Genomic DNA, 22,912 nt, shown 5'->3' on the forward strand with positions numbered 1-22,912 from the left:
TTATGCTCTTTGAAATTGATTATTATTAGAATCGGCTAATCAACTGGAATCCAAAAGAAGTATCGTCAAGATCCGCGTTTACTTTGTTACCAAAAGAGTCGCTGTAAGTAGCGCCCGCAAACGCTTTAGAAATGCCTGCCGCTACCGTTAGGCTTTTATCAAGGTTAAAATATACTTTACCACCTAAACCAAAAAACGGGTCGCTCTTGGCTTTTGTGTCTACAGTTTTAGAATTAATATCACTAATAACTCCAATACCTGCGAACAGTTCTAAATCAACCTCATCACTAGATGAAATCTTTAAAGTATTTATTACCGCAAGCGTTCTCCCGCCTTTATTTATTCCTTCTGCCTTTGGAATATCCATTGATAATTCTAATTGATTATTGATTTTACTTAATTTATCACTAGTTTGTAATATTAGCTCAGCACCATAGGAGCCTCTTGTGGCATCAGGGTTATCACTATGATTATACTCAACAAATAAACCTATATTTTTACCACTTGATGTCTTTTTTAAAGCACCTAGTTTCCCTGAAAATATTTTAGAGGTATCGTCGTCTTCTTTTTCATTTTTAAATGAAAAACCAATAACAGGAGTGAAATCACTATTATTATCTAGAGCAAATAAACTGCTTACTATAAACTCATCACTAGACTGCTTATCAGAGAATGTCACCCCCGTATCAGGGTTTTTCAGATCCCAATCTGCATCTGACTGACTAACGCCAGCAGTTAACCAAACGTCACCAGCTTGAATTTCACTAGATAATTGTGGGGCTGAAAACGCTGGTAGCGCTAAAAAAGCAAGTGTTAAAGGAAGTCCCTTCATGATCTACTCCATAAGATAAAATGTGGCGCGTATTTTACTTTAACGAAACTTATGTGTCACCTTAAAAAATCCATAAAGCAAGGTAATCCGTTCTAATCACCTATACTTAGAGTGCATAAGTTCAATACCCGTCCAACATAGCCAGAATTGAAAATCTCAGCCCAAATAGCGGGCATTAACCGCACCCGCAGATAGGTAGACTCTCCGACAAGGTGTTTCCGCCCAAGGCTACTCAGGCTATGACATCACGTTACCCCATAGCACTACATTTAACCCTGTGATTTGACCTTGCAGCAAAACTTAGTAATAGTCCTTGGATAAAAATAAAATAGTGATTTGAATATGCCGACTTTTCAACACCACAATGTTTCCTTCCATTACCAAGAAATGGGAACAGGCGAACCCATCATCGCCCTGCATGGTCTATCCCAACACAGCGCCTACTGGATGGACACAGGCATCGCAGAAGCATTAAGCAAGCACTATCGCGTCATTGCGTTGGATTACCGCGGCCACGGCTTAACCACGATTACAGGCGAACCTACCAACTACAACATAGAAACCTGTGTGGATGACTTGCACGCCTTTGCCGATCACCTAGGTTTAAAACAATTCCATCTAATGGGCCATAGTACAGGTGGTATGATTGCTACACGCTACGCCATGCAATATGCAACCAACTCCGCCGATGACAAGCGTTTATTATCATTAATACTCTGTAATACCAGTCCCACCACCCAATTTAGTAACTTACCCGAAGATGAAAACAAACAAGCCATAGAAAAACTGGCCCGCAGTTTTGAAGATTACGATTGGCCTATCATGATCGCAGGGCTAAAACACTATTCAGGCCCACTGTTCGCAGGTGTCGCTACAGCTAAAAACAGTGACGAGCTGTTTGCAAAATGCTTAGATATTATGAAAGACGGTAACGGTAAAAGCATTGGGGAATTTGTCCGTAGCTTTTATAACGACAGCGACCCAAGAACAGATCTGTTGAAACAAATAATTTGCCCAACATTGGTCATCACCGCAGAAAAAGATCATATTTTTTGTAAGACCAGTCAATACTTTACTGACCATATTCCAAACATAAAACATGAACACAAAGATGATTGTGGTCACATGACCAATGTGGAATGCCCGGATTGGATGAACGAAAAGATTTTAAATTTTTTACAACATTTATAGGGGTTAATCAACCTGTGAGTCAGATTGCCTGACTCACTAATATACTGCAGGAGTTAATTTACACATAGTCACACTGGCTAATACTAAAGCCGATTTATGCTTATCTATTAATAAATTAAGTTGCCAACAATTGCCAAACTTCTTGGTATGATTTAATTCCGTTACCGCTTGCATTTTTTCATTATAAAATCCCATGGTGTTATGGGTAAAAAAAACGTCTCCACCCTCATGTTCTAAATAATATTGCCCTAGTTTTTTAAAAAAATTTATAACTGCCTTCTTCCGTTTTTATATTAAAAGACAACCGCCACCAACTAATTCGTACTTGCTTGGCCAGAACATTACCTTGTGTGTCTAATATCTCACTAGATAAACTAAAAATTTTACACCTGCATATCACGTGGCGATTAACCCCTGAAATATTTGCACCAAATAAAGTTGGAGTGATAAACATGTTAAATCTTAAACACCAAAAATTTAATATTAATAAAATTAGACTAACTTATTTTCCATTTTGGATCCATGAGCAAGTTAATCAACCAACTGAGGATTATGTTTTTTATAATTACTTATGTTTTACATATTTATCTTTTTGTTTTAATAAAAAAATATTAGTATACAAACAATAATTATTCATAAATAAGCTATTTATCGTAAATAAACAAGGGAAAAAGATGTCAATTACAAATAACACATACCCAGAAGGTAGCGGTTCAGTTGGTGCACGCATTTCTGGACTGGTTTTTTCAGCCGATGGCTCATACGCATATATGACAAACAATGCTCCATATCATGGCGGGGAAATCAGTTGTTATAGTAGAGATGCAAATACAGGTGCCTTGTCTCAAGTTGGCACCTCTTTTACATGCCCCGGAGCAGAAGCCGTTCGCGATTTAATCATCCACCCCAATGGGAAATGGTTATTTGCAAATGCAGATTATCATGTTTATGTATTTTCCATAGCAACTGACGGAAGCATTGGTACAGCCGCTGTATCTCAGGCGACTTCAACTAATTCTAATAGATTTACTATATCTAACAATGGTGAATTTATTTATACACTAGAAGTATTAACTAGTAATAACGGTGCAAATCCTAGTGCTATTCACAGTTTTCAATTTAATAATGAAACGGGCCTATTAACCGAACAAACTCAATTTAAAATATCAACATTGGGTAATGCTAATCACATATCTGTTCTAAATGAAGGGGATTGTTTGGCCGTTACATCTTCTTCAATTTACAATCAATCTGAAACAGGGTTTGTAACCTTATATTCACTAAACACTGATACAGGCGCTGCACCTATTCTGAAACAGTCTTTAGCCACAAATACTAAATTCCCTTATGGGGTTTTTAGTCTAAAAAGCTATGTCTATGTTTTGGAAAACGAACAAGCTTTTTTATACGGAGCACCAAGCCCTAAATATTGCTTGTCTTGTTATAATTTAAATACGACAAGCACTACACTCACTGAAATGAGCAACTCTCCTGTGGCAACCCCAATTGGGGCAACTTTAGGTTGCATTACAAAAAACAATCTAAGAATATTTTCTACTTGGAGTTTCCAACAAAATCCACCTCGTAATATTTATACGTATGCCATTAATCAAAATACAGGTGCATTAACGATTGATGATTCGGTTATTGAAGCAAACGGTAATCCCCAATTAATTTCAGTCGACCCGTCAGAACACACTTTGTATTTCTCTACTATTGCTACTTCTGGAAATGGTTTTAACTCAATTTTGAACATTGACAATTCAGAATTACCATACCTTACGTGTCAATCTGATCTCGGAATATCGACCACAACATTAACCTGCAACATTGGAAATGGTAGCGACTTAAACATTGCCTCTGCTAGTTTTCGCTATGGATTATCAAGCAATCCTATTTATAACGATTTATATACAGCAAGCATTAATGATGAAAGTTTCAGCCTTAATATTAATTCGAATAGCCTACAAAATGGTAAGACGTACTACTTCCAAGCGGAAATTAAAACCCAAGACGGTGAAACCATTATCAGCAGCTTGCATAACTTCATGCCTAAGTTCCCACAAGTCACTGGATTTTCACCTAACCCTGTCGGTATCAACAAAACCTTAACCATTACAGGCAGCTTTTTTGCAACTAACGCAGCAGAAAATACAGTGGTATTTACTGGTAATAAAAGCATAGCTGCCAGCAGTGCTAGTAATGGCTCCATAACTGTCGAAGTGCCAGAAGGTGCAAGCTCTGGCCCTATCTCCCTTACTTGCAACGGCGAGCAAGGTCTTCCGTCTACCCCGTTGACGATACAATTACAGCCTACAATTTCTGAAATTAATCCTATTATTGCTGGCGTTAACAGCACTATAACCATTTCAGGCACTGAATTTTATCAACCTGTTGTAAATTTTTCCGGTGCTAATGGTCCTGTAAACGCCGTGGTACAAAGTACCTCTGCCGATGGCACAACATTAACCGTTACTGTTCCAAGCGATGCTACGAACGGCCCTATTACTATCTCTTGCCACGGTATAGTCAGTGAAGCATCTGAGCAAAGTTTCACAGTTCAGCAAGTTCCTACCGTTACCGAATGCTCTCCTATGTTGGTCACCACAGGAAATACATTAACCGTTAAAGGTACAAATTTCTCCAGCATTGGTAATACCTTGGTAGTTTTCCAAAGTGCTTCAAGCACCTCTGAGATTTTAACTGAAACGGCTGCTATTTCTGCTACTGCCACTGTCACCTCTGCCACATCTTTACAGGCAACGGTGCCTGCCGGTGCGATTTCCGGTGAAATAAGTGTGGTAGCAAATGGCGTACAAGAAGCGCAACCAGAAAATGCACAGAATATTCAAGTGGTATTAACAACCACCAGCTCTGGATTACCTGGTAGTTACTATTATTCATCCGCAAGTAATGGCAATGCAGTCTTACTTGCAATTCAAAATGCAGGAAGTATTTATCGTAGTACCGATAATGGTAAATCATGGAGCGCTGCATTTACTCTAAATAGTTTATGCCAGTTTATTCCAGCGGGAGTACGTTTAACCGCCGTATATTTTTATAAAGGCAATTTTTATATTTCTGCATACCAGACAAAATATACCAGTGCCAACGTTCCTTACTTAGATGGTTTCCTTGCCTGTTCAACTGACGGGTTGACTTGGAATGTAGCACCGGGTGTTGAAGCACCTGCAAATATTGGCTCTGCGGTAGTATCTGGCGATACCTTAATGACAGTTCGTAACTATCCAGAGACTCAGCATAATTCAGGTGATTCATCCCTTTACTACCTCACTAATGACACCTACAAATACTCAACTATTGAACGTGAATCCGGTTTCTTAACCGAGTATGGAACAGGCGGTAATAATAAAATCATTTATACGACTAATGCACAAAAGTTGGTGAGCTTTGATGCATCCAATCGTGCTACGGTTATTTCAAATAGTAACTTTCCAACTAACGGCTTTAGGGATATAACGTGGTCACCATTATTAAATCTATTTATTGTTGTTGGCAGTTCAAACTTCAGCAGTAGTGATGGAGACACTTGGGGCAGTTACTCTGGCCTACCTAGTTTTTCCAACACAGGAGATATAGCGACAAAAATCGCAAGTACAGATAAGATCTTGGTTATTGGTACATTAACCGGTTGCATTTACGCCACTACTAATAGCTCCCCAACCGCCAGCGATTGGGTTGAAGTGGTTCATAATAGTTCAGGTAATCGAGTGCAAATTGTGGACGCTTATGTTTCCGGCGATACTATCTTGCTATTTAATACCAATGTTGAATGCATTGAAGTAAAACTAAGCTAAGCAACAAAAACGCCCTGAATTTCAGGGCGTTTTTGTTTTCACATTAAGCATGCACCCCTTTCATTTCCAAAGTTTCTCCTACCCATCATCACCACATCAAAAGTCAAACCTTACTGTAAATTTGGGCTTATGTTCGTTAATCACTTATTCCACCTATAAACTGACCATAACTCAGCCATCAATATGAATTAGCGCCATTAACACTAAGATAGACTTGGGATTTACCTCCTTAATATGGATAATTTTGCTCAATATTCATAAAGTCGTCACAAACACATCCAAATCCATTACCATAGCGTATTAGCTTAAATACTTTGAGAAAAGCCATGATGCCTGACCAAACAGCCATTATTAATATTAAAAATTTACGCCTGCGCACTTTTATTGGCTTTAATCCAGAAGAACAAGAAAAGCAGCAAGATGTGATTATTAATGCAGAAATCCACTACCCAGCTAGCCACTTGTGTTTGACCGATCACGTGGAAGGTGCGCTAAATTATAAAACCATCACCAAAGCCATGATTGCCTTGGTAGAAGGTGGCCGCTTTAAGTTATTAGAAAAATTGGTATCGGATGTTTTAGATATCTGCTGCCAGCATTCATCGGTGACGTTTGCCCAAGTCACCATAGATAAACCCCATGCACTGCGTTTTGCCGATTCGGTTTCTTTAACTTTGGCAAAGAGAAAATCTAACACTGGAGCCGAACACTAATGATCTCAGATGAAGCCAAACTCGTTCGCGATACTTTAGTCGCGCGGGGATTAGAAACCCCCATGAAAGCAAATCCACTTTCAAGCGATGAAAAATACGCTGCTATTAAAACAGCCATGACAACGGTTGTAGAAACCCTAGGGCTGGATCTTACAGACGATAGCCTAAGTGAAACCCCTCACCGCATAGCTAAAATGTATGTAAGTGAAATCTTTGGCGGCCTAGATTATGTCAACTTTCCAAAAATGTCGGTTATTGAAAACAAAATGCAAGTGGATGAGATGGTAAAGGTCAGTGATATACATTTGAACAGCACCTGTGAACACCACTTTGTCACCATAGATGGTTTTGCCAAGGTGGCCTATATCCCTAAAACTAAAATCATTGGGTTATCTAAAATTAACCGTTTGGTGCGCTTTTTCTCACAACGCCCACAAGTACAAGAACGACTAACTCAGCAAATTTTAATCAGTTTGCAAACTTTGTTAGAAACCGAAAACGTTGCCGTTTCTATAGATGCAACTCATTTTTGTGTGAAGTCTCGTGGGGTGATGGATACCCATTCTCATACAAGTACTACGGCGCTAGGGGGTATATTTAAGAGCAATGTACATACCCGTGCGGAATTTCTTACTTAGTATTGGCTGTGTGCGGATTAGCTTTTTAATACAAAAGCTAATCCGCAGTGTTTGACCCTACTCTTTGTACGGCGCACCCATTCGATCAAGCTTGCGCAGCAAACCTGGCCAAGCTAAGCCACCGCCAGCATTATGGGTGACTTTTTTAGCTGAAGCTTGAATCCCATCCACAATACCCGCTGGTATTGGCGTTAATTCATTACCACCTGATTGCGCAAGTAATTGAATTTCGCAGGCCCGCTGTAAGATATACATATTCAAAAACGCATCTGCGACACTTTCAGCGCACGTTAGCAAACCATGGTTACGCAAGATCATGAAGTCTGTTTCACCTAAGTCATGTTGTAAGCGGGCTTTTTCATCTTCCCTTAGGGCTACCCCTTCATATTCATGATAAGACAGCCCAGATAACGGAAATAAAGATTGCTGCGATATTGCCAATAAACCCTCTTTTTGTGCCGATACCGCCACCCCTGCATTGGTGTGCAAGTGCAGTACTACTTTTGCGTCTTCACGGGCCTCGTGAATGGCACTATGGATTGTGAAGCCTGCTGGGTTTATGTCATACCCAGTATCTAAGACTTTATTCCCTTCTAGGTCTACTTTTACCAAGCTAGACGCGGTAATCTCATCAAACATCATACCGTATGGGTTAATTAAAAAATGATGCTCTGGCCCTGAAATACGCGCTGAAATATGAGTAAAAATTAAGTCATCCCAGCCATAATGTGCAACAAGGTTGTAACATGCAGCAAGGTCTTGGCGAAGTTGCCATTCTTCTGAACTTACACTGGTTTTCACTGGGTGTTTTGCTTGGGTATTCATACTGCACCTCTTGATTATTATGTTTTCAGCTTATATGGAATATAGGTGAAACTCTGTCAATTTTTGGACAATATATGGAAAATTTAACCCCAGACCAAAACAAACTCCTGCTAAGTCACCCCTGTATTGCCGCGGCCAGCCCAGAGAACCGCAAAGCCATTGCACAAAGTGCTTATATAAAAGTGCTAAATAAAGGGCAATACTTACAACACCGAGGTGGCGATGCTATTGGTTATTACGGAATTTTTTCCGGAAAAATTAAGGTCAGCGCCATGAGTAGTACAGGTAAAGCGCTGACCTTAAAATATTTACAAGCTGGTGATTGGTTTGGGGAGATATCACTACTGGATGGCATTGCTCGCACCCATGATTGCGAAGCCACTCAAGTGTGTCAGGTGATCATCATCCCTAAATTGGCTTTCGAAACCCACATAATGAATGACCTTGACGCACTAAAGGCCATTACCCGACAATTGTGCCAGCGTGTTCGCACAGCAATGAATTTAGCCGAACAAGCTACCATTCAACCCTTACCTGAACGTTTAGCCAACCGCCTATTGGAACTACAAAATGCATCCAAAGAAGGACTTAACATTAACCAGCAAGACATTGCTCACATGCTTGGGGTTTCAAGGCAGTCTGTTTCTAAGTTGTTATTGCAGTGGGCTGAATTAGGTTGGATAAAATTAGAATATCATCAAGTATCTTTACTGAAGCCAGATAAATTAAAAAGCATATGTATGAGTTCCCCAGTGCCACAGGGATAAAACCACTGGTTATTGCATGGGGAATTGTATTTTAATTCGCGCACCTTGGGTGTAATCAGGGTCGACCCAGATTTTACCATTTTGCGTAGCCACCAATTCCGCGCACAGACTTAAGCCGATACCCGTTCCAATTTCACCGGATGTATCTGGTGTACTGGTAACACTATCGTTAAATAATTGCCCTAATAAATGTGTTGGCACCCCTTGGCCTTGATCCTCAATTATCACCACACCAACATTCTCCTGCGCCTCAAAGGTAATTTCTATTTTCCCTTGTATCGGGGAGTATTTAATAGCATTGGCTAGTATGTTTCTAATAATGGTTTTAAATATCGCACTGTCTACCAATAGCGAAACGTCAGATTGAATTTGATTAACGCAGGTAATTTTCTTTAATAAAAAACCGTCATTCAAGAAGCGGATACTTTCATCGATCATGGGGGAAATTAAGCGGACTTTCGGATCAGAATGGGTTCGACCAATACGTTGCTGTGTCCATTGCATTAACTCTTCTAATACTTGATAAACCTGTAAGGCAGAAGACCAAACACCATTGGCAAGGTCCTGAGTTTTTTCTGGGCTTAGCTCATGGGATTTTTGCGATAACCGCTTAGCAAAACCCAACACACTGGTAAAAGGTGAACGTAAATCATGCCCAATTACTGAAAATATTTTTTCACGTTCTTTGTCCACACGTTGCAGTTTTTTGTAATTTAGCCGTAATTCTAATTGCCCTATTACTTGATGAGCCAGTATTTCAAGGGCTCGCTTTTGACCGGTATTTAGGTGGCGAGGTTGCTTATCAATAACGCATAAGGTGCCAATCGGTAATCCGTTTCTGGTCACTAAGGGGGCTCCTGCGTAAAACCGAATATCAGGATCATCTGTAACGAGAGGGTTATCAAAAAAACGCTTATCTTCTAATGCATTTGGGACTTCAAATACATCATCTTGCAATATGGCATGGGCACAAAACGCTAATTCCCTTGGTGTTTCATGGGCGGCCAAACCGACTCTGGATTTAAACCATTGTCGATCAAAATCAATCAAGCTAATTAAAGAGATGGGTGTGCCACATATATGACTGGCAAGTTCAGTCAACTCATCTAGGATGAGATCATCTTCTGTGTCCAACACTTCTAGTCGCAATAGCTCTTTTAAGCGCTGGGCTTCTTTGTCATGTGGAGGAGCACTTTGCATGATACATCTCATTATGGTTTGCTTAAGCTTAGCTCAGATATTTGAGCCTTGTGAAATTTCTACGTTAAAAAACAAGTCATAAAATTGGGGAGGTTATGGAGGAACAGCGCTTGAGGATTTACCGCCCACGGGCAATTTGAAATGTTTATGGCTATGCAATGGCTGCATAACAGGGTCACTTAATATATTTTCTTTGCGGGTGCCTGTGCACTTCAGCCTCTTTATACACTTGAGGCATATCTACTACCGGATAGCAGGTAAAATAGCATAGCTATTCTCTGGGTCGATAGTCAGTACTTAATTATAAGCATACTTTTATTGTGGGAATTATTTTCTCTAGGGGGGGCTCAATCATAGTGATTGACACCCATCGGTCAGTACAATTTCTTCATCCGCTGCCATGAGCAGCGGCAAAGAACTCACATATTTATAACATCAGGGTTTCTTTATGATGCCAAACATATGGCATCTCCGTGATCATGCACTTCAACTAAACAACTGTGCAGGCTGCGAATGGCCTGATCATAATCGCTTTCGTTTACTAAAAATTGCATGTCCACTTGACGCATGGATTGGTGCATAGCTAATACACTGATATTTTGATCTGCTAACGCTTTTACTGTTTTAGCCAAAATACCAGGCACCTGCATGTCACTGCCAATAGCCGATACAACAGCCACTTTTTGTTGTTTGATTTCTGCTTCATCAAGCTGCTCTTCTAACGCCCGATGAATTCGCTTCACTGTTTTCAGGTTTGTAGATAAATAATGTGTAATGGTATTGGCATTAATATCTTTAGAGACCACGTGCCCTTTAAAGCGTTGGATAATACGTAAAATATCTTGGTCAATTTGAGAAATATTACCCGCCATATCTTGATCAAACACTTCAATAGCGTAAACACCTTTACAACCCGCTATGATCTCAACACAGGGTTTATCACTTACGTAATCCCCTGTAATTAAAGTGCCTTTATGTTCTGGCTCGAATGTATTTTTAACACGTAACGCAATTTTATTTTGACGTAAACCTTTAGCCGCCTTTGGATGAATGGCTTCCATTCCTAAATTAGCTAATTGATCTGCCACATCGTAGTTAGTCCGACCAATCGGTACCGCGTTATCTTCACCTACTAAACGCGGATCAGCACTGCTTAAATGGAATTCTTTATGGATCACCGCTTCTTTTGCTTGGCTTAATACAGCAATACGGCTAAATGTCATTTCTGAATAACCACGATCAAAGGTGCTCATTAACCCATCTTCAGAATGTGCGTACCCTGTGACAATTGGCAGTTGTTTTGATAAGTCTAAGTCTTGAAATGCAAGCTGGATACGCTCGTCTAAACTCATATGCTGTGCAGTTTGCCATGCGGTTAAATCAACAAACACCGCATTCACTCCATCGCGCTGTAATAAAGCCGCCATGTTCCATGCGCTATGGGCTTCACCAATACTCGCTAACATTTCACGTACCGTGTCAAGGTGATCCGCTATGGCAAAATGGCCATGACTGCACAAGCTTTGAAGGTCTGCTAATACATGTTGTGCGTTATCAATGCGCTCTGTAATAAATTGATTTGCATGTTGTAATGATTCACCATTAAACAGTGTTTCATTAATATTGAGCATTTCCTGCTTTAAATCTAATAACGCTGTCAGCCAGCTATCATCATTCACGCCATTGGCAAACAGCGCATAAACCCCAGGCTGACCATTTTTTTTATGTTCAAGCAGTTTGTCGGTCAAACCGCCATACGCACTTACCACAAAAACTCGTTGGTATAAGTCACTACCTTCTAGCGGCTGTAGGATAATATTGTCTCGCACTGAGACATAATCCGTCATGGATGTGCCGCCGATTTTCTCTACGCTGTGTTTTGCCAATGTCATGTTGTTTCCTGTTTTATTCAGTTAATTTAAAATTTAATAAATTGATACTAAATAAAATCAGTCGGTTATTTCATCGGCGGTTAGTTCATACGCACCGTCTTTATTGTGTACTTCATTGCCTATAATTGGCGGGTTGAATACACAGGCCATTTTCATTTCTTTGCTTGCGCGTAAGATATGCTTGTCATGTTTATCTAAAACATACACGGTGCCCGGCTTAATTGGGTACACTTTGCCGTCGGCTAATGTTTCAACTTCCCCTTCACCTGACATGCAAAATACCGATTCTAAATGATTTTGATAATGCATTTGAAAGTCAGCACCTTCATATATGGTGGTAATATGAAATGAGAACCCCATGTTGTCATTTTTCAACAATAAACGAGTGCTCTCCCAGTTATTGTTCGGATCAACGATACGGCGTTCTGTTTGCTCTGCTTCTTGAAGTGTTCTAACAATCATAATAAAACCAATAAACAATTTAATAACTTACAATTGGCGCAATTTAATGCGCCATTACAACTCGCTACGGGCTAGCTGGCCATCTCAACATCATCAAAGTAATCTTTGTCTTCAGGGATGTCTTCTTTTGCACATACCGCTTTAATCGCATCTTCAACAATATCTAAGCCTTGTTTCAAGCTGCTATCACTAATGATCAATGGACATAAGAATTTAACCACTTCATCATCTGCACCACTAGTTTCAATGATTAAGTTTTGTTTGAAGGCTGCTTTGGTAATTTGATTAGCAATTTCACCATTTACACAGCTAATACCGCGCATCATGCCACGACCACGTGTAGTAAAATTACCTTCACCGAATTTTTCGGCAATATCATCAAGGCGTTTCGCAATATAGTCACCTTTACGTTTAATCTCTTTGGTGAATTGATCATCACTCCAAAAAGTATCAATCGCTGCTTTCGCGGTTACAAACGCAAGGTTATTCCCACGGAACGTACCGTTATGCTCACCCGGCTTCCATTGGTCTAAATCTGGGCTCATTAATACAACTGCAAACGGTAAACCGTATCCGCTGAATGATTTTGATAGCGTTACGATGTCTGGCTTGATGCCTGCTTCTTCAAAACTGAAGAAAGTTCCTGTACGGCCACAACCCGCTTGAATGTCATCAACAATCATTAATACGTCATGCTTACGACACACTTTTTCTAAATTCTGTAGCCATTCAAAACTTGCAGCATTAATCCCGCCTTCACCTTGTACTGTTTCAACAATCACGGCAGCGGGTAAGTCAATACCACTACTTGAATCGGACAAGACTTTATCTAAATAAAAGGTAGTATCCAGTTCATCGCCTAAATAACCATCAAATGGTAAACGGGATGATCCGCCCAAACTCACACCAGCGGCTCCGCGGTGATGAGAATTACCTGTAGTGGCCAATGAACCTAAACTCACACCGTGAAAACCATTTGTAAAAGAAATAACATTTTCACGGCCTTTAATATTACGAGCAAGCTTCAATGCCGCTTCTACTGCGTTAGTGCCAGTAGGCCCAGTAAATTGAACCATGTAATCTAGATTACGAGGCTTTAGAATTTTTTCATTAAACGACTCTAAAAACTCACCTTTTGCTTTTGTGTGCAAATCCAAACCATGAGTAATACCATCAGCGTGAATGTATTCTAGAAGCTTTTCTTTGAAAATAGGATTGTTATGGCCGTAATTCAACGTACCCGCACCCGCTAAAAAGTCTAGGTACTGGGTGCCATCTTCATCATATAAAAATTCGCCCTGTGCTTTATTGAATAAGCGTGGGAATGAACGGGCATATGACTGCACTTCTGATTCGATCTCGTCAAAAATCTTCATGCTGGTTTCCTCAAGAATAATTTTAAATTCGGTTACACATTGAATGTGCGAATTAACAGGTAAAAGGGCCAATACGCACCAGCATCTCGCTGTCGTGCTCGCCATGAAAATGAGCTTGTTTTTCAAACATCTCAGAACGCTCTAGGGTGGCCTCGAGTTTTCTGGCCATGCTGCCAAATAGCGCCCACGATGCTTCATTGGATTCGGTAATGGTGGTTTCAATAAATGCCACTTGCTCGCAGTTTGCTCGCTGCAAAATGTGCTGGATCATTTTAGATGCAAGCCCTTGCCCCCTTGTTTGATCAGAAACAGCCACTTGCCAAATGAACAAAGTATCTGGACGGGCCGGCAAAATATAACCTGAAATAAACCCAACTAACTGCTCGTCCAATACTGCTGCTACCGAAGTATCCGCAAAGTGAGTGCACTGCAATAGATTGCAGTAAGCCGAGTTAGTATCCAATGGTGGGCAGCTTTGCACCAATTTGTGCACCAACATGCCGTCTGTGTCTTTGGGTACCTTTAACTCAATTGCCAGTGGCATAGATGTAAATCCTAATAACTTTAAGAGCTCTATTATTTACTACTCTAAGTATTTTTTAAACCCTTAAAGCCGATTCTGAGACAAAAAGCTCATTTTACATACAAAAAACTACCAAATATCGGCTTTATTGAGGTATTTAGGGGAGATTTTATTTAGTACTATAAATATAGTACACTAAATAATAGTTATGAATTCACCCTTATATAAAGGGCTTTTTATTACATTATTAATGTATTAACCAAGAAGCGGTGCATTGGCTTGTATATAAATGCATGGCCTCAAGTACAATTAATAACGGCCATTCCGTGAAATTATGCCCTATGGTAAGGCTTCCTGTGCTTCATGGTGCAGCACCAGAATTGAAAGGCACTATAAGCATTCGTGGAGATGCATGAGTGTGATTAATTGTCACGATATTACGGGGAATGGGGTTGCGGATTAAAAAGGCGCTTGATCTGCCCTCAGAGGTTATACATCGTGACTAATGCGGATATACATAATAAGAAGAACGCTATGAATGAAGCTAAGCTAACCTTTCAAAATCCAGCTCAAAATGGCTTACGCTCACAAGACAAGCAGTTTGATCAGCGCGTTGAAGACGTTCTCATAGCCCTTCGACGTGTGATCCGAGCGACAGACTTGCACTCGAAATATCTGGCAAAAACCACAGGACTAACTGCCCCTCAAATTATGGTACTGCAAAGTATCCGCAATATGGGGCAGGTCACCATTGGTGAGATTGCGCATAAAGTAAGCCTGTCACAGGCCACCGTCACAAGTATTTTGGATCGCCTAGAAAAGCGTCATCTGGTTTATCGAGAACGCTCCCTCACAGATAAACGTAAGGTTCATGCCTATTTATCGGAGGAAGCCGAGCGTGTTTTACACGATGCCCCACCCCCTCTGCAGGATCAACTTGCACGGCAATTTGACCAATTAAAAGAGTGGGAGCAAACGCTACTGATATCATCATTGCAGCGAGTAGCCCAAATGATGAATGCACATGAAATTAATGCCGCACCAGTACTGGATATCGGTAAGCTTGACCGTCATGACGTACACCAATAAACCACTGCTCTTTGGTGGCAAGAGTAATAATTGGTCTAATACCAAGAGCAGGATATAATAACTGCTTACCTGAAATTAAAGGACACGGCTTTGAGTCAAATTGATGAAGTATTGGTTGCTCTGCGGCGTGTTATTCGCGCCACAGATTTACACTCTAAACACTTAGCAAAAACCACAGGCTTAACGGCCCCACAGATATTATTACTCCAAGCCATTCGCAATAAGGGACATGTAACCATTGGTGAACTTGCTAATGATATTAGCCTTAGCCAAGCCACCGTTACAACAATCCTTGATCGCTTAGAAAAACGTGGTTATGTCTATAGAGAACGCTCAACTACCGATAAGCGTAAAGTGCACACTTACCTAACCGATACAGGGGCAGAAGTACTGCAAGATGCACCTATGCCATTACAGGATCATTTCGCCCGTCAGTTTGGTGACCTACAAGAATGGGAGCAAACGATGATCATCTCTTCCTTACAACGAGTTGCACAAATGATGGATGCGCAACACATTGATGCCTCACCTGTATTAGACATTGGCATATTAGATCGCCAAAGCAATCCAACTGAAAGAGCTATCGGTTACGACGAGAAAAAGGCTGACTAACAGCCTTAGCCCTGTTGAGAATGCATATATTCATTAAAACCAATGTCTTCAAGCTTTTGCTCAACCAGTTGTCGAATGGCAATATTGCTGTCACACGCCAGCGCCGCAATGAGCACCTGCTTACTTTGAGATAAAGACATACAGCGAATCAAATACTTAATTTTCGGTAATTTTGCCGCACTCATAGATAGACGCTTAATACCCATGCCCATTAGCAACACCACCGCAATGGGGTCCGCCGCCATTTCGCCGCACAAGCTCACTTTTAAGTTATGATCTTTGGCCAATTTTACGATTCGGTTAACCTCATGAATCACCGCAGGGTGAACGTGATCGTATCGACCAGCGACTCTGGAATTATTTCTATCCAAGGCTAATAAGTACTGACTTAAATCATTGGAGCCAATGGAAATAAAATCAATGTATTTAGCCCATAACGGTATTTGAGAAATAGCCGCAGGGACTTCAACCATGACTCCAACTTTTGGCCGAACAATTGTCAGGCCCTCTTCTATTAGCTGGTTAATCGCATCATCAAGCAACTCAATAAATGTGGTCACCTCACCGGTAGAGATAACCATTGGCAACAATATATGTAGGTTATTATGCCCTTGTGCCGCACGTATCATGGCTCGTACTTGGGTCATCAATAACTGGATGTTATCTAAGGTAAAGCGAATGCCGCGCCAACCAAGGGCTGGGTTTTCTTCATGATGAATAGGAAAGTAAGGTAACTGCTTATCTCCGCCTATATCCAAAGTACGCATGTAGACTGGTTTGTTTTCATAGGCTTGCAGCACACGCTCATAAACCTGTACTTGTTCATCTTCACTTGGGAAACTGTCGCGTACCATAAAGGGAATTTCTGTGCGGTATAACCCTACCCCTTGCGCCCCACTTTTTAATCCCGGACTAATATCAGCTAACAAACCTGTATTGGTAAGAAGCTCAATGGTTTCACCGTCGATTGTTTGAGCCGGTAATTCTTTTAATAATGAGAGCTGCTTGTTAAGGCTTTTTTCTTTTTCAATGAGGGTTTTAAATTCTGTGGCCACCACACTACTTGGGTGCAGGATAATTTGCCCTTCATTACCATCGATAATGGCCGTGTCACCATCATGGATACTTTTTAATGTTCCTGTACCCATAACCGCTGGAATCCCCATGGCATTGGCCAGTACTGAGGTATGCGACAAACTAGAACCTTCATAACACACGATACCAACTAACTTGTTATCAGGTACAGATGCCATATCAGAAACACTAACTTGCGCCCCCATTAAGACAACAGGGCCATCTATGTGATTAACATCAATGCTTTTTGCGCCCCGCCACACGTTATAAAGCTTATTGCCTAAGTGTAAAATATCCTCGGCGCGGGCTCGGAAGTAGGCGTCTTCCATAGCGTGAAAAATGTCATGGTAATGGCCAATGGCAAGTTTTAAGGCATAAGGTAGCCAGTGGCCTGCGCGAATCTCCATAACAACTTTGTCAATTAATGCGTGATCAGCAAGTAGCATTCGATAGGCATCAAAAATAGCCGCTACCGCATCAGGCAGATCAGACCCCAGTGCTTTTTGTTCATGTTCAATATCTTGTTTCACATCTTCTAGAAGTCCATGCCATTTTGTAATGGCGTCTTCTATGTCGTCACATTTCGCATCAGGAACATTGTTTAACTCCCCCGTTAAACACAAACGAATTTGACCAATACTAATACCCGGCGCACCCTTAACACCGTTATGACGATCATTTTGATCTTCAGTTTTTGCCTCTAGGGGAATATCCGATACTATCAAGGCTAACTGCGAAGCCAGTGCCACCAAGAAGCCTTCATTTTCTTTACTGAGTAATTCTTCCTTGCGACTTTGCACAACTAAAACACCGATGACCTTGCCAAACATCACCAAAGGCACACCACAAAAACTGACAAATTTTTCTTCTTGGGTTTGTGGCAGATAATAATAGTGCTCATGAGAGGCCGCATCAGCTACATTTACGGGGTGACGACTTCTGGCTACCAAGCCCACTAAGCCTTTACCCTTTGAAATGGTGATATTGCCTTTGTGCTTTAAGCCATGACTCGCCAACAGCACCATATCTTGCTGGTCATTAGTGCGATATAAACTGCAAACATCCACTCCTGCTACATCACTAATTGAGTCTACAATCAACGACATCTGCGCTTCAGGCGTATCGGCCAAAGCCACCTGCTGCACAATACGCGTTAACTGTAGAATGGTATTACTCATGATTCACCTTACCAACTGAATGAAATTGAAGGGTCTAATTGTAACAGTTTTAGCCCCTTTCTTTTTTAGCAATCACCAAATAACTGAGCTAATACCGCTAAAATTGCGAAACGGATTGTTCCGAAACTGTTTCCAAAAGAGTGTGTACCCAGATATTAGTATTGGTAAATTCGTTACTTCCACCACCAAGGCTACACAGTAGAGCAAACTGGGTATACCACAGCCTAACTCACATCATTTAAAGGTGCATTAAGCATAAATGGTCAAAACCAGTTAGGATCTTTAGCCATAAATACACTACAATGTACGCAAAACAGGCTAAGTCCTCTGCCCGCCTTATTAAGGGCGATTCTGGCCAGAATCTTCTAATAAATGGTGAATCATGTCCAAATTCTTCTACAAAGGTACTCAAATGAAAAAGCCGGCGCACGCAAGCCCAGGCTTTGAAACCAATAAAAATATTCGTTTAGGCACAGATAAAGCACCTGCCAATATCACCGTACCCACAGAAGAGCGAAAACTTGAGCTTATTAGCGTCTTTGAAGAAAATGGCTGGGCCAGCATTATTACGGTAGATGCCAACTCAGAAGAGAACATTCGTGATTTAGAGATCCTGCAGGATCGTAAAGAAGTAACGGCAGCCACCACAACAAAACTGGCTAGTCGTAATGACCCTTGCCCTTGTGGCAGTGGTAAAAAATATAAAAAGTGCTGCGGATAGCAGTCTTTAAATGAGCCGAGACTACTCGGCTTATTCATTAAATTACCCTGTTTAAAGCAATCACCTAAGCTACTTATCACTCAATTGAAACCAAAAAATATCAGCCTTTTAATATTTGTCGCGATTTTTTATCAAATACCACAAAAACAGCATAGAAATACTGAGTTCTAAAAACAGTAAACTCCATATCATCTCATTTGCACCAAAGAATAAAATAGACCCTACTCGAACAACCACTAGAATCGACGAAAAGATAAAACTGAAAAAAACAGCGCCAATTAATAATTTAGGGTTAAATGAGGAAACAATCATGGCCAAGCCCAAGCCCATCTGAAGCCCGCCATATACCGATATAAATTCAACCTTTGCAGAAGCAGTGGTCAAATGCAGGCCAAGCCCACTACTGGATAACTCTGGAAAAACTAAACACCAAAGTGCTGATGTACAGTAAATAAATCCAACTAATCTTAATACCATCATAAAACACTCTATTTTTCAATCTATTGCCTTTAGGCATATATTAAATAATGTTAAAAAGAAAGAATGATTATCTCAGCAAAGCAATATATTAAGAAAACCCTGAGAACAAACTAACAAATAGATTTTTATAAAACTTAATATTGATACTTAATTCTAGCTTTATAATAATCCCCTGTTAATTCACCGTCTGAAATTTTTTCAATATTTGTTAATCCAATATATTCTTTGATTCTTTTATCATATTTACCATACACTAAAGTAATGTCGTCAACTAACAACCTAAATAACCAATTTTCAGGCTGTAAAATAAAGGTTATTACACTTTTATTTATTGATTTTGTTAACAGCCTAAAACTTACCGCCTCTCCACGAGAGGGTACAATGAAATGAAATTTCAATACGTTCCCACTTACTAATAAGTCCCAGTTCTTAATGACTAGCTGATCAAAACCAGCATCCGCCACAAGATAGTCAGACACTTCAAATGACTTACTAATAGACACACCTTCACTTTCATACCGTAAATAGGCTACCCCATTTAGATTCTTAAGGTTAATTTTGGTATGACTGTAAAAATTATCAAAGTCAAAAGAAGGAATTGTAAGAGGGCTAGAAAAAATCAACTCTTTATTAGCAAATTCTTCACCACTAGGATATTTATATACAACATTTGCACGTTTATATTGACCTTCTTTATTAAGTATAACTGTATGATTTTCATAATAAATTATATTTTCTGTATTTAAATCATAGGCGATACCGACAAAATTAAATGCTTGAGAGTTATTAAAATATAATGAATTAATTACAATAACTAAAATGTATTTCATATTAACACCTCAGCCATTTAATTTATTATTAACCAATAAATCATATAGTTTTACTATCAGTACAGAGATAAAAAACCAAGCTAAAATCAGATAAATAACAGCATCATCAGATAGGGCTAAATTGGATAATTTACTACCAAAATAGTAACTCATAGGGCCAAATAATGTCAGGGACACCATAAATAGCATGGGCTTTTCCAGAAGCCATTTTAATGATGAATTAAGTGTCAAAGAGAATGCACCCCAAATACCAACCAACCAAAATGGTATAAAAAAGTAAGTGTTACCTGAAAAATAAAAAACACCAAAAAACGTTAATAACGTATCAACTGTCAAACCCAAAACAACTACACAAAACGACATAATGATATGCTGCTTTTGATACCCCTCAACTAACACTGAATATACAAACATAAAAAATAAGCTTACTAATGCAAGGTAACCTTCATAAATATTAAGTACAAACGAGAACCAAGTTAATTGAAAAAAAACAGCATTAATAATAACCCTCATTTTATCATTCATAATTTGGTAATTTCGATATATCGTGTCTTGATAGTTTATTAATAAGTGAACATTTTAATCCATCAGGTAAAATCGATATTAACTTTAGAAAATATGTAAATCGCTTAGGGAAATGTATATCTAACTTTGAGCCCTCTAAACCGATCATAATACGTTTTACAGCTTCATTTACTTTCATGATAAATGGCATTGAAAAATCATTAACATTTGTTAAAGGTGTTTCTACAAACCCAGGGCTTACTATTCTTATATCTATACTCTCTTGGTAAAGGTCTGCCCTTAATGCTTCTGCGAAATATCGTATAGCGGCCTTAGATGCACCATATGCTCCGGCTCTAGGTAAAGCTAGATACGTTACGCTACTACAGACAAAAACCAGTTGTGGTGATTTTATTTTATACTTACTCTGGCTTTGACGAATAAGAGGCAATACATGAGATACTACTTTTATTCCCCCAAAAAAGTTTGTTTCCATTACCCGTTCAATTTTATCTTGGTCAATTTCATAACTATCTAAATACTCGCACACGCCAGCATTTATGATAATTTTATCAACCGCTGAATTTGAATATTTAATAGCATTAACTGCATCAATAATAGAAGAATTATCAGTCACATCCATAGGTAAAGGGGTTAAGCCTAATTCTTTATTTGCTAGCTCATCTAGAGCAGTTTGATTCCTTGCGCTAATCCATACATTGTGACCAGCTAGCGCGTATTGCCTTGCTAACTCCGAACCAATACCAGATGAAGCTCCGATAATCCAAATATTCATAATTTTGCCACTTTGTTTGCATATAATTATTACGCAAACAATACTTGATCAGATCATAAGGAATATTATCAGGCACAAAAAAGGCGAGTAGTACTCGCCTTAGTTCATACATTGAGTAAACGTTCTTGCCGAAAATGAGGCTTCGCAAATACTAAATGAGATACACCTATTGCTCTTTCTGAAAATCCTGCCTCACAATAACTCAAATAAAATCGCCACATACGTTTAAAATCATCACTATAACCCAACTGTGAAATTTGATTTTCATTATTATTGAATGCTACATGCCACTGACTTAGTGTACGAGCATAATGTTGAGCATAGTCTTGCAATTGAACTAGTCTTAAATCAGTAGATTGTTTAGTGGCATGAGTGATAGCAGCAATGGAAGGTATGCAGCTACCCGGAAATATATAGCGCTGTATAAAGTCCACATCCTTTTTTGCTTTATCAAATCGCTGATCTTCGATTGTTATGGCCTGTATCAGCATGACACCGTTAGATTTAAGTAACGATGCACACTTCGAAAAAAATGTATCGTAAAATTTCCACCCTACTGCTTCAATCATTTCAATCGAAACTAACTTATCAAATTTACCTTCTAAATTTCTATAGTCTTGTTTTAACAGGGTGATCTTGCTCTCTAAACCATTTAACTTAACCTCATTGGCAGCATATATATATTGCTGCTCTGATATCGTAGTGGTTGTAACCTTACAGCCATAATTTTTAGCCGCGTATATGGCAAAACTACCCCACCCAGTACCAATCTCTACAACATGGTCATTTTCATTTAAATTTAATTTCTCGCAAATTGTTTTCAACTTATAGGTAGAGGCTTCCTCCATTGTTGAATTACCTGATGGAAAAATTCCAGATGAATACATCATTGTAGGATCTAAGAAAGACTCAAAAAAATCATTACCTAAATCATAGTGTGCTGCAATATTTCTACGGGAGCCTTTTTCTGTATTCTGGTTCAACCAATGAAAACCCTTGAGGAAAGGCTTTGATATTTTTGCTATGCCTCCCTCTAATCCATTTAATATATCCATATTACGAACCATTACACGCATCAACTTTGTAAGATCGGGTGTACTCCAATCCCCCGTCATGTAAGCTTCTGCAGCACCAATACTACCTGCTGTCATAATATCGCTGTAAGCCTGTGTATCGTGAATAGTTAACTCGCCATACAACTCGTTACTACTATTCAGTTTTTCACCAAATGAATGAATGTTTTTGCCATCATGGATAACAATACAACCAGAATGTAATCTTTTCAGATGTGATAGAACCATTCGCTTAGCAAATTGATTGAATACGGAGATACGGTTTTTCTTAATTTCGATACTGGCTACAGAGTCCATGGTGCCTCCATATAGGGCTTA

The 22,912-nt window shown here is 39.6% G+C and carries 21 protein-coding genes; 8 read left to right on the forward strand and 13 right to left on the reverse strand.

What is annotated here, in order from left to right:
* Positions 1-25: 25 nt before the first annotated feature.
* A complete protein-coding gene (locus ABWV45_RS13900) occupies positions 26-832 on the reverse strand; it encodes a hypothetical protein (protein WP_353352318.1) in 807 nt (268 codons plus the stop codon).
* Positions 833-1,174: 342 nt separating this feature from the next.
* Here ABWV45_RS13900 and ABWV45_RS13905 point away from each other — a divergent pair, with 342 nt between their 5' ends.
* The 4 genes from ABWV45_RS13905 (at position 1,175) to folE (ending at position 7,192) form a co-directional block, all read left to right on the forward strand.
* On the forward strand, positions 1,175-2,023 hold the full coding sequence (locus ABWV45_RS13905) for an alpha/beta fold hydrolase (protein WP_353352319.1): 849 nt from the start codon (positions 1,175-1,177) through the stop codon (positions 2,021-2,023).
* 674 nt (positions 2,024-2,697) lie between these two features.
* The gene (locus ABWV45_RS13910; protein ID WP_353352320.1) at positions 2,698-5,841 is read left to right on the forward strand and encodes an IPT/TIG domain-containing protein; all 3,144 of its coding nucleotides are present in this window, start codon (positions 2,698-2,700) and stop codon (positions 5,839-5,841) included.
* A 329-nt stretch (positions 5,842-6,170) separates the two neighbouring features.
* Positions 6,171-6,554: a dihydroneopterin triphosphate 2'-epimerase gene (gene folX / locus ABWV45_RS13915; RefSeq protein WP_353352411.1), complete on the forward strand. Its 384-nt coding sequence runs from the start codon at positions 6,171-6,173 to the stop codon at positions 6,552-6,554.
* Positions 6,554-7,192 (forward strand): GTP cyclohydrolase I FolE, encoded by a 639-nt coding sequence (folE, locus tag ABWV45_RS13920; protein WP_353352321.1) that lies wholly within the window; start codon positions 6,554-6,556, stop codon positions 7,190-7,192. Before folX ends, folE begins: the two co-directional genes overlap by 1 nt.
* A gap of 57 nt (positions 7,193-7,249) precedes the next feature.
* Here folE and ABWV45_RS13925 read toward each other — a convergent pair whose 3' ends face one another.
* Positions 7,250-8,017, reverse strand: a complete 768-nt coding sequence (locus ABWV45_RS13925) for a class II aldolase/adducin family protein (protein ID WP_353352322.1) — start codon at positions 8,015-8,017, stop codon at positions 7,250-7,252.
* Between the two features lie 74 nt (positions 8,018-8,091).
* Here ABWV45_RS13925 and ABWV45_RS13930 point away from each other — a divergent pair, with 74 nt between their 5' ends.
* Entirely contained in the window at positions 8,092-8,784 is a 693-nt protein-coding gene (locus tag ABWV45_RS13930) for a Crp/Fnr family transcriptional regulator (RefSeq protein WP_353352323.1), read from the forward strand.
* Positions 8,785-8,793: 9 nt separating this feature from the next.
* Here ABWV45_RS13930 and ABWV45_RS13935 read toward each other — a convergent pair whose 3' ends face one another.
* The 5 genes from ABWV45_RS13935 to ectA form a co-directional block, all read right to left on the reverse strand.
* Complete coding sequence (locus tag ABWV45_RS13935) at positions 8,794-9,984, reverse strand: GAF domain-containing sensor histidine kinase (RefSeq protein ID WP_353352324.1); 1,191 nt, start codon at positions 9,982-9,984, stop codon at positions 8,794-8,796.
* Positions 9,985-10,430: 446 nt separating this feature from the next.
* Positions 10,431-11,876 (reverse strand): aspartate kinase, encoded by a 1,446-nt coding sequence (locus ABWV45_RS13940; protein ID WP_353352325.1) that lies wholly within the window; start codon positions 11,874-11,876, stop codon positions 10,431-10,433.
* Between the two features lie 57 nt (positions 11,877-11,933).
* Positions 11,934-12,338, reverse strand: a complete 405-nt coding sequence (locus ABWV45_RS13945) for an ectoine synthase (RefSeq protein WP_353352326.1) — start codon at positions 12,336-12,338, stop codon at positions 11,934-11,936.
* Positions 12,339-12,409: 71 nt separating this feature from the next.
* Positions 12,410-13,714 carry a diaminobutyrate--2-oxoglutarate transaminase gene (gene ectB, locus ABWV45_RS13950; RefSeq protein ID WP_353352327.1) on the reverse strand — a complete coding sequence of 435 codons (1,305 nt, stop codon included), beginning with the start codon at positions 13,712-13,714 and terminating at the stop codon, positions 12,410-12,412.
* 52 nt (positions 13,715-13,766) lie between these two features.
* Positions 13,767-14,258, reverse strand: a complete 492-nt coding sequence (gene ectA, locus ABWV45_RS13955) for a diaminobutyrate acetyltransferase (RefSeq protein ID WP_353352328.1) — start codon at positions 14,256-14,258, stop codon at positions 13,767-13,769.
* Positions 14,259-14,771: 513 nt separating this feature from the next.
* Between ectA and ABWV45_RS13960 the strand changes: the two genes are divergently transcribed.
* The gene (locus tag ABWV45_RS13960) at positions 14,772-15,326 is read left to right on the forward strand and encodes a MarR family winged helix-turn-helix transcriptional regulator (RefSeq protein WP_353352329.1); all 555 of its coding nucleotides are present in this window, start codon (positions 14,772-14,774) and stop codon (positions 15,324-15,326) included.
* A gap of 90 nt (positions 15,327-15,416) precedes the next feature.
* Positions 15,417-15,938 carry a MarR family winged helix-turn-helix transcriptional regulator gene (locus tag ABWV45_RS13965; RefSeq protein WP_353352330.1) on the forward strand — a complete coding sequence of 174 codons (522 nt, stop codon included), beginning with the start codon at positions 15,417-15,419 and terminating at the stop codon, positions 15,936-15,938.
* Positions 15,939-15,943: 5 nt separating this feature from the next.
* Here ABWV45_RS13965 and ptsP read toward each other — a convergent pair whose 3' ends face one another.
* The gene (ptsP, locus tag ABWV45_RS13970) at positions 15,944-18,190 is read right to left on the reverse strand and encodes a phosphoenolpyruvate--protein phosphotransferase (protein WP_353352331.1); all 2,247 of its coding nucleotides are present in this window, start codon (positions 18,188-18,190) and stop codon (positions 15,944-15,946) included.
* A 382-nt stretch (positions 18,191-18,572) separates the two neighbouring features.
* On the opposite strand from ptsP, the gene ABWV45_RS13975 reads away from it, so the two are divergent.
* On the forward strand, positions 18,573-18,911 hold the full coding sequence (locus ABWV45_RS13975; protein ID WP_353352332.1) for a PBPRA1643 family SWIM/SEC-C metal-binding motif protein: 339 nt from the start codon (positions 18,573-18,575) through the stop codon (positions 18,909-18,911).
* 108 nt (positions 18,912-19,019) lie between these two features.
* Here the strand turns inward: ABWV45_RS13975 and ABWV45_RS13980 are convergent, their stop codons facing one another.
* The 5 genes from ABWV45_RS13980 to ABWV45_RS14000 form a co-directional block, all read right to left on the reverse strand.
* The gene (locus ABWV45_RS13980; protein WP_353352333.1) at positions 19,020-19,391 is read right to left on the reverse strand and encodes a DUF4345 family protein; all 372 of its coding nucleotides are present in this window, start codon (positions 19,389-19,391) and stop codon (positions 19,020-19,022) included.
* Between the two features lie 134 nt (positions 19,392-19,525).
* A complete protein-coding gene (locus ABWV45_RS13985; RefSeq protein WP_353352334.1) occupies positions 19,526-20,221 on the reverse strand; it encodes a hypothetical protein in 696 nt (231 codons plus the stop codon).
* Between the two features lie 9 nt (positions 20,222-20,230).
* On the reverse strand, positions 20,231-20,734 hold the full coding sequence (locus tag ABWV45_RS13990; RefSeq protein WP_353352335.1) for a DUF2878 domain-containing protein: 504 nt from the start codon (positions 20,732-20,734) through the stop codon (positions 20,231-20,233).
* A 4-nt stretch (positions 20,735-20,738) separates the two neighbouring features.
* On the reverse strand, positions 20,739-21,521 hold the full coding sequence (locus tag ABWV45_RS13995) for an SDR family NAD(P)-dependent oxidoreductase (protein ID WP_353352336.1): 783 nt from the start codon (positions 21,519-21,521) through the stop codon (positions 20,739-20,741).
* A gap of 104 nt (positions 21,522-21,625) precedes the next feature.
* Positions 21,626-22,891, reverse strand: a complete 1,266-nt coding sequence (locus ABWV45_RS14000) for a class I SAM-dependent methyltransferase (protein WP_353352337.1) — start codon at positions 22,889-22,891, stop codon at positions 21,626-21,628.
* Positions 22,892-22,912: the final 21 nt, after the last annotated feature.

The organism is Oceaniserpentilla sp. 4NH20-0058 (assembly GCF_040371755.1).
In the GTDB taxonomy this organism is placed as follows: Bacteria; Pseudomonadota; Gammaproteobacteria; order Pseudomonadales; family Oceanobacteraceae; genus Bermanella.

What these genes read in the sequence shown, in the direction of transcription:
- ABWV45_RS13930 (WP_353352323.1), top strand. Translation starts at nt 8,092, where the DNA reads ATGGAAAATTTAACCCCAGACCAAAACAAACTCCTGCTAAGTCACCCC.
- ABWV45_RS13925 (WP_353352322.1), bottom strand. Translation starts at nt 8,017, where the DNA reads ATGAATACCCAAGCAAAACACCCAGTGAAAACCAGTGTAAGTTCAGAA.
- ABWV45_RS13905 (WP_353352319.1), top strand. Translation starts at nt 1,175, where the DNA reads ATGCCGACTTTTCAACACCACAATGTTTCCTTCCATTACCAAGAAATG.
- folE (WP_353352321.1), top strand. Translation starts at nt 6,554, where the DNA reads ATGATCTCAGATGAAGCCAAACTCGTTCGCGATACTTTAGTCGCGCGG.
- ABWV45_RS13985 (WP_353352334.1), bottom strand. Translation starts at nt 20,221, where the DNA reads ATGAAATACATTTTAGTTATTGTAATTAATTCATTATATTTTAATAAC.
- ABWV45_RS13990 (WP_353352335.1), bottom strand. Translation starts at nt 20,734, where the DNA reads ATGAGGGTTATTATTAATGCTGTTTTTTTTCAATTAACTTGGTTCTCG.
- ABWV45_RS13995 (WP_353352336.1), bottom strand. Translation starts at nt 21,521, where the DNA reads ATGAATATTTGGATTATCGGAGCTTCATCTGGTATTGGTTCGGAGTTA.
- ectA (WP_353352328.1), bottom strand. Translation starts at nt 14,258, where the DNA reads ATGCCACTGGCAATTGAGTTAAAGGTACCCAAAGACACAGACGGCATG.
- ABWV45_RS13910 (WP_353352320.1), top strand. Translation starts at nt 2,698, where the DNA reads ATGTCAATTACAAATAACACATACCCAGAAGGTAGCGGTTCAGTTGGT.
- ABWV45_RS13945 (WP_353352326.1), bottom strand. Translation starts at nt 12,338, where the DNA reads ATGATTGTTAGAACACTTCAAGAAGCAGAGCAAACAGAACGCCGTATC.
- ABWV45_RS13940 (WP_353352325.1), bottom strand. Translation starts at nt 11,876, where the DNA reads ATGACATTGGCAAAACACAGCGTAGAGAAAATCGGCGGCACATCCATG.
- ABWV45_RS13935 (WP_353352324.1), bottom strand. Translation starts at nt 9,984, where the DNA reads ATGCAAAGTGCTCCTCCACATGACAAAGAAGCCCAGCGCTTAAAAGAG.
- ABWV45_RS13960 (WP_353352329.1), top strand. Translation starts at nt 14,772, where the DNA reads ATGAATGAAGCTAAGCTAACCTTTCAAAATCCAGCTCAAAATGGCTTA.
- ectB (WP_353352327.1), bottom strand. Translation starts at nt 13,714, where the DNA reads ATGAAGATTTTTGACGAGATCGAATCAGAAGTGCAGTCATATGCCCGT.
- ABWV45_RS13980 (WP_353352333.1), bottom strand. Translation starts at nt 19,391, where the DNA reads ATGATGGTATTAAGATTAGTTGGATTTATTTACTGTACATCAGCACTT.
- ABWV45_RS13975 (WP_353352332.1), top strand. Translation starts at nt 18,573, where the DNA reads ATGTCCAAATTCTTCTACAAAGGTACTCAAATGAAAAAGCCGGCGCAC.
- ptsP (WP_353352331.1), bottom strand. Translation starts at nt 18,190, where the DNA reads ATGAGTAATACCATTCTACAGTTAACGCGTATTGTGCAGCAGGTGGCT.
- ABWV45_RS14000 (WP_353352337.1), bottom strand. Translation starts at nt 22,891, where the DNA reads ATGGACTCTGTAGCCAGTATCGAAATTAAGAAAAACCGTATCTCCGTA.
- ABWV45_RS13900 (WP_353352318.1), bottom strand. Translation starts at nt 832, where the DNA reads ATGAAGGGACTTCCTTTAACACTTGCTTTTTTAGCGCTACCAGCGTTT.
- folX (WP_353352411.1), top strand. Translation starts at nt 6,171, where the DNA reads ATGCCTGACCAAACAGCCATTATTAATATTAAAAATTTACGCCTGCGC.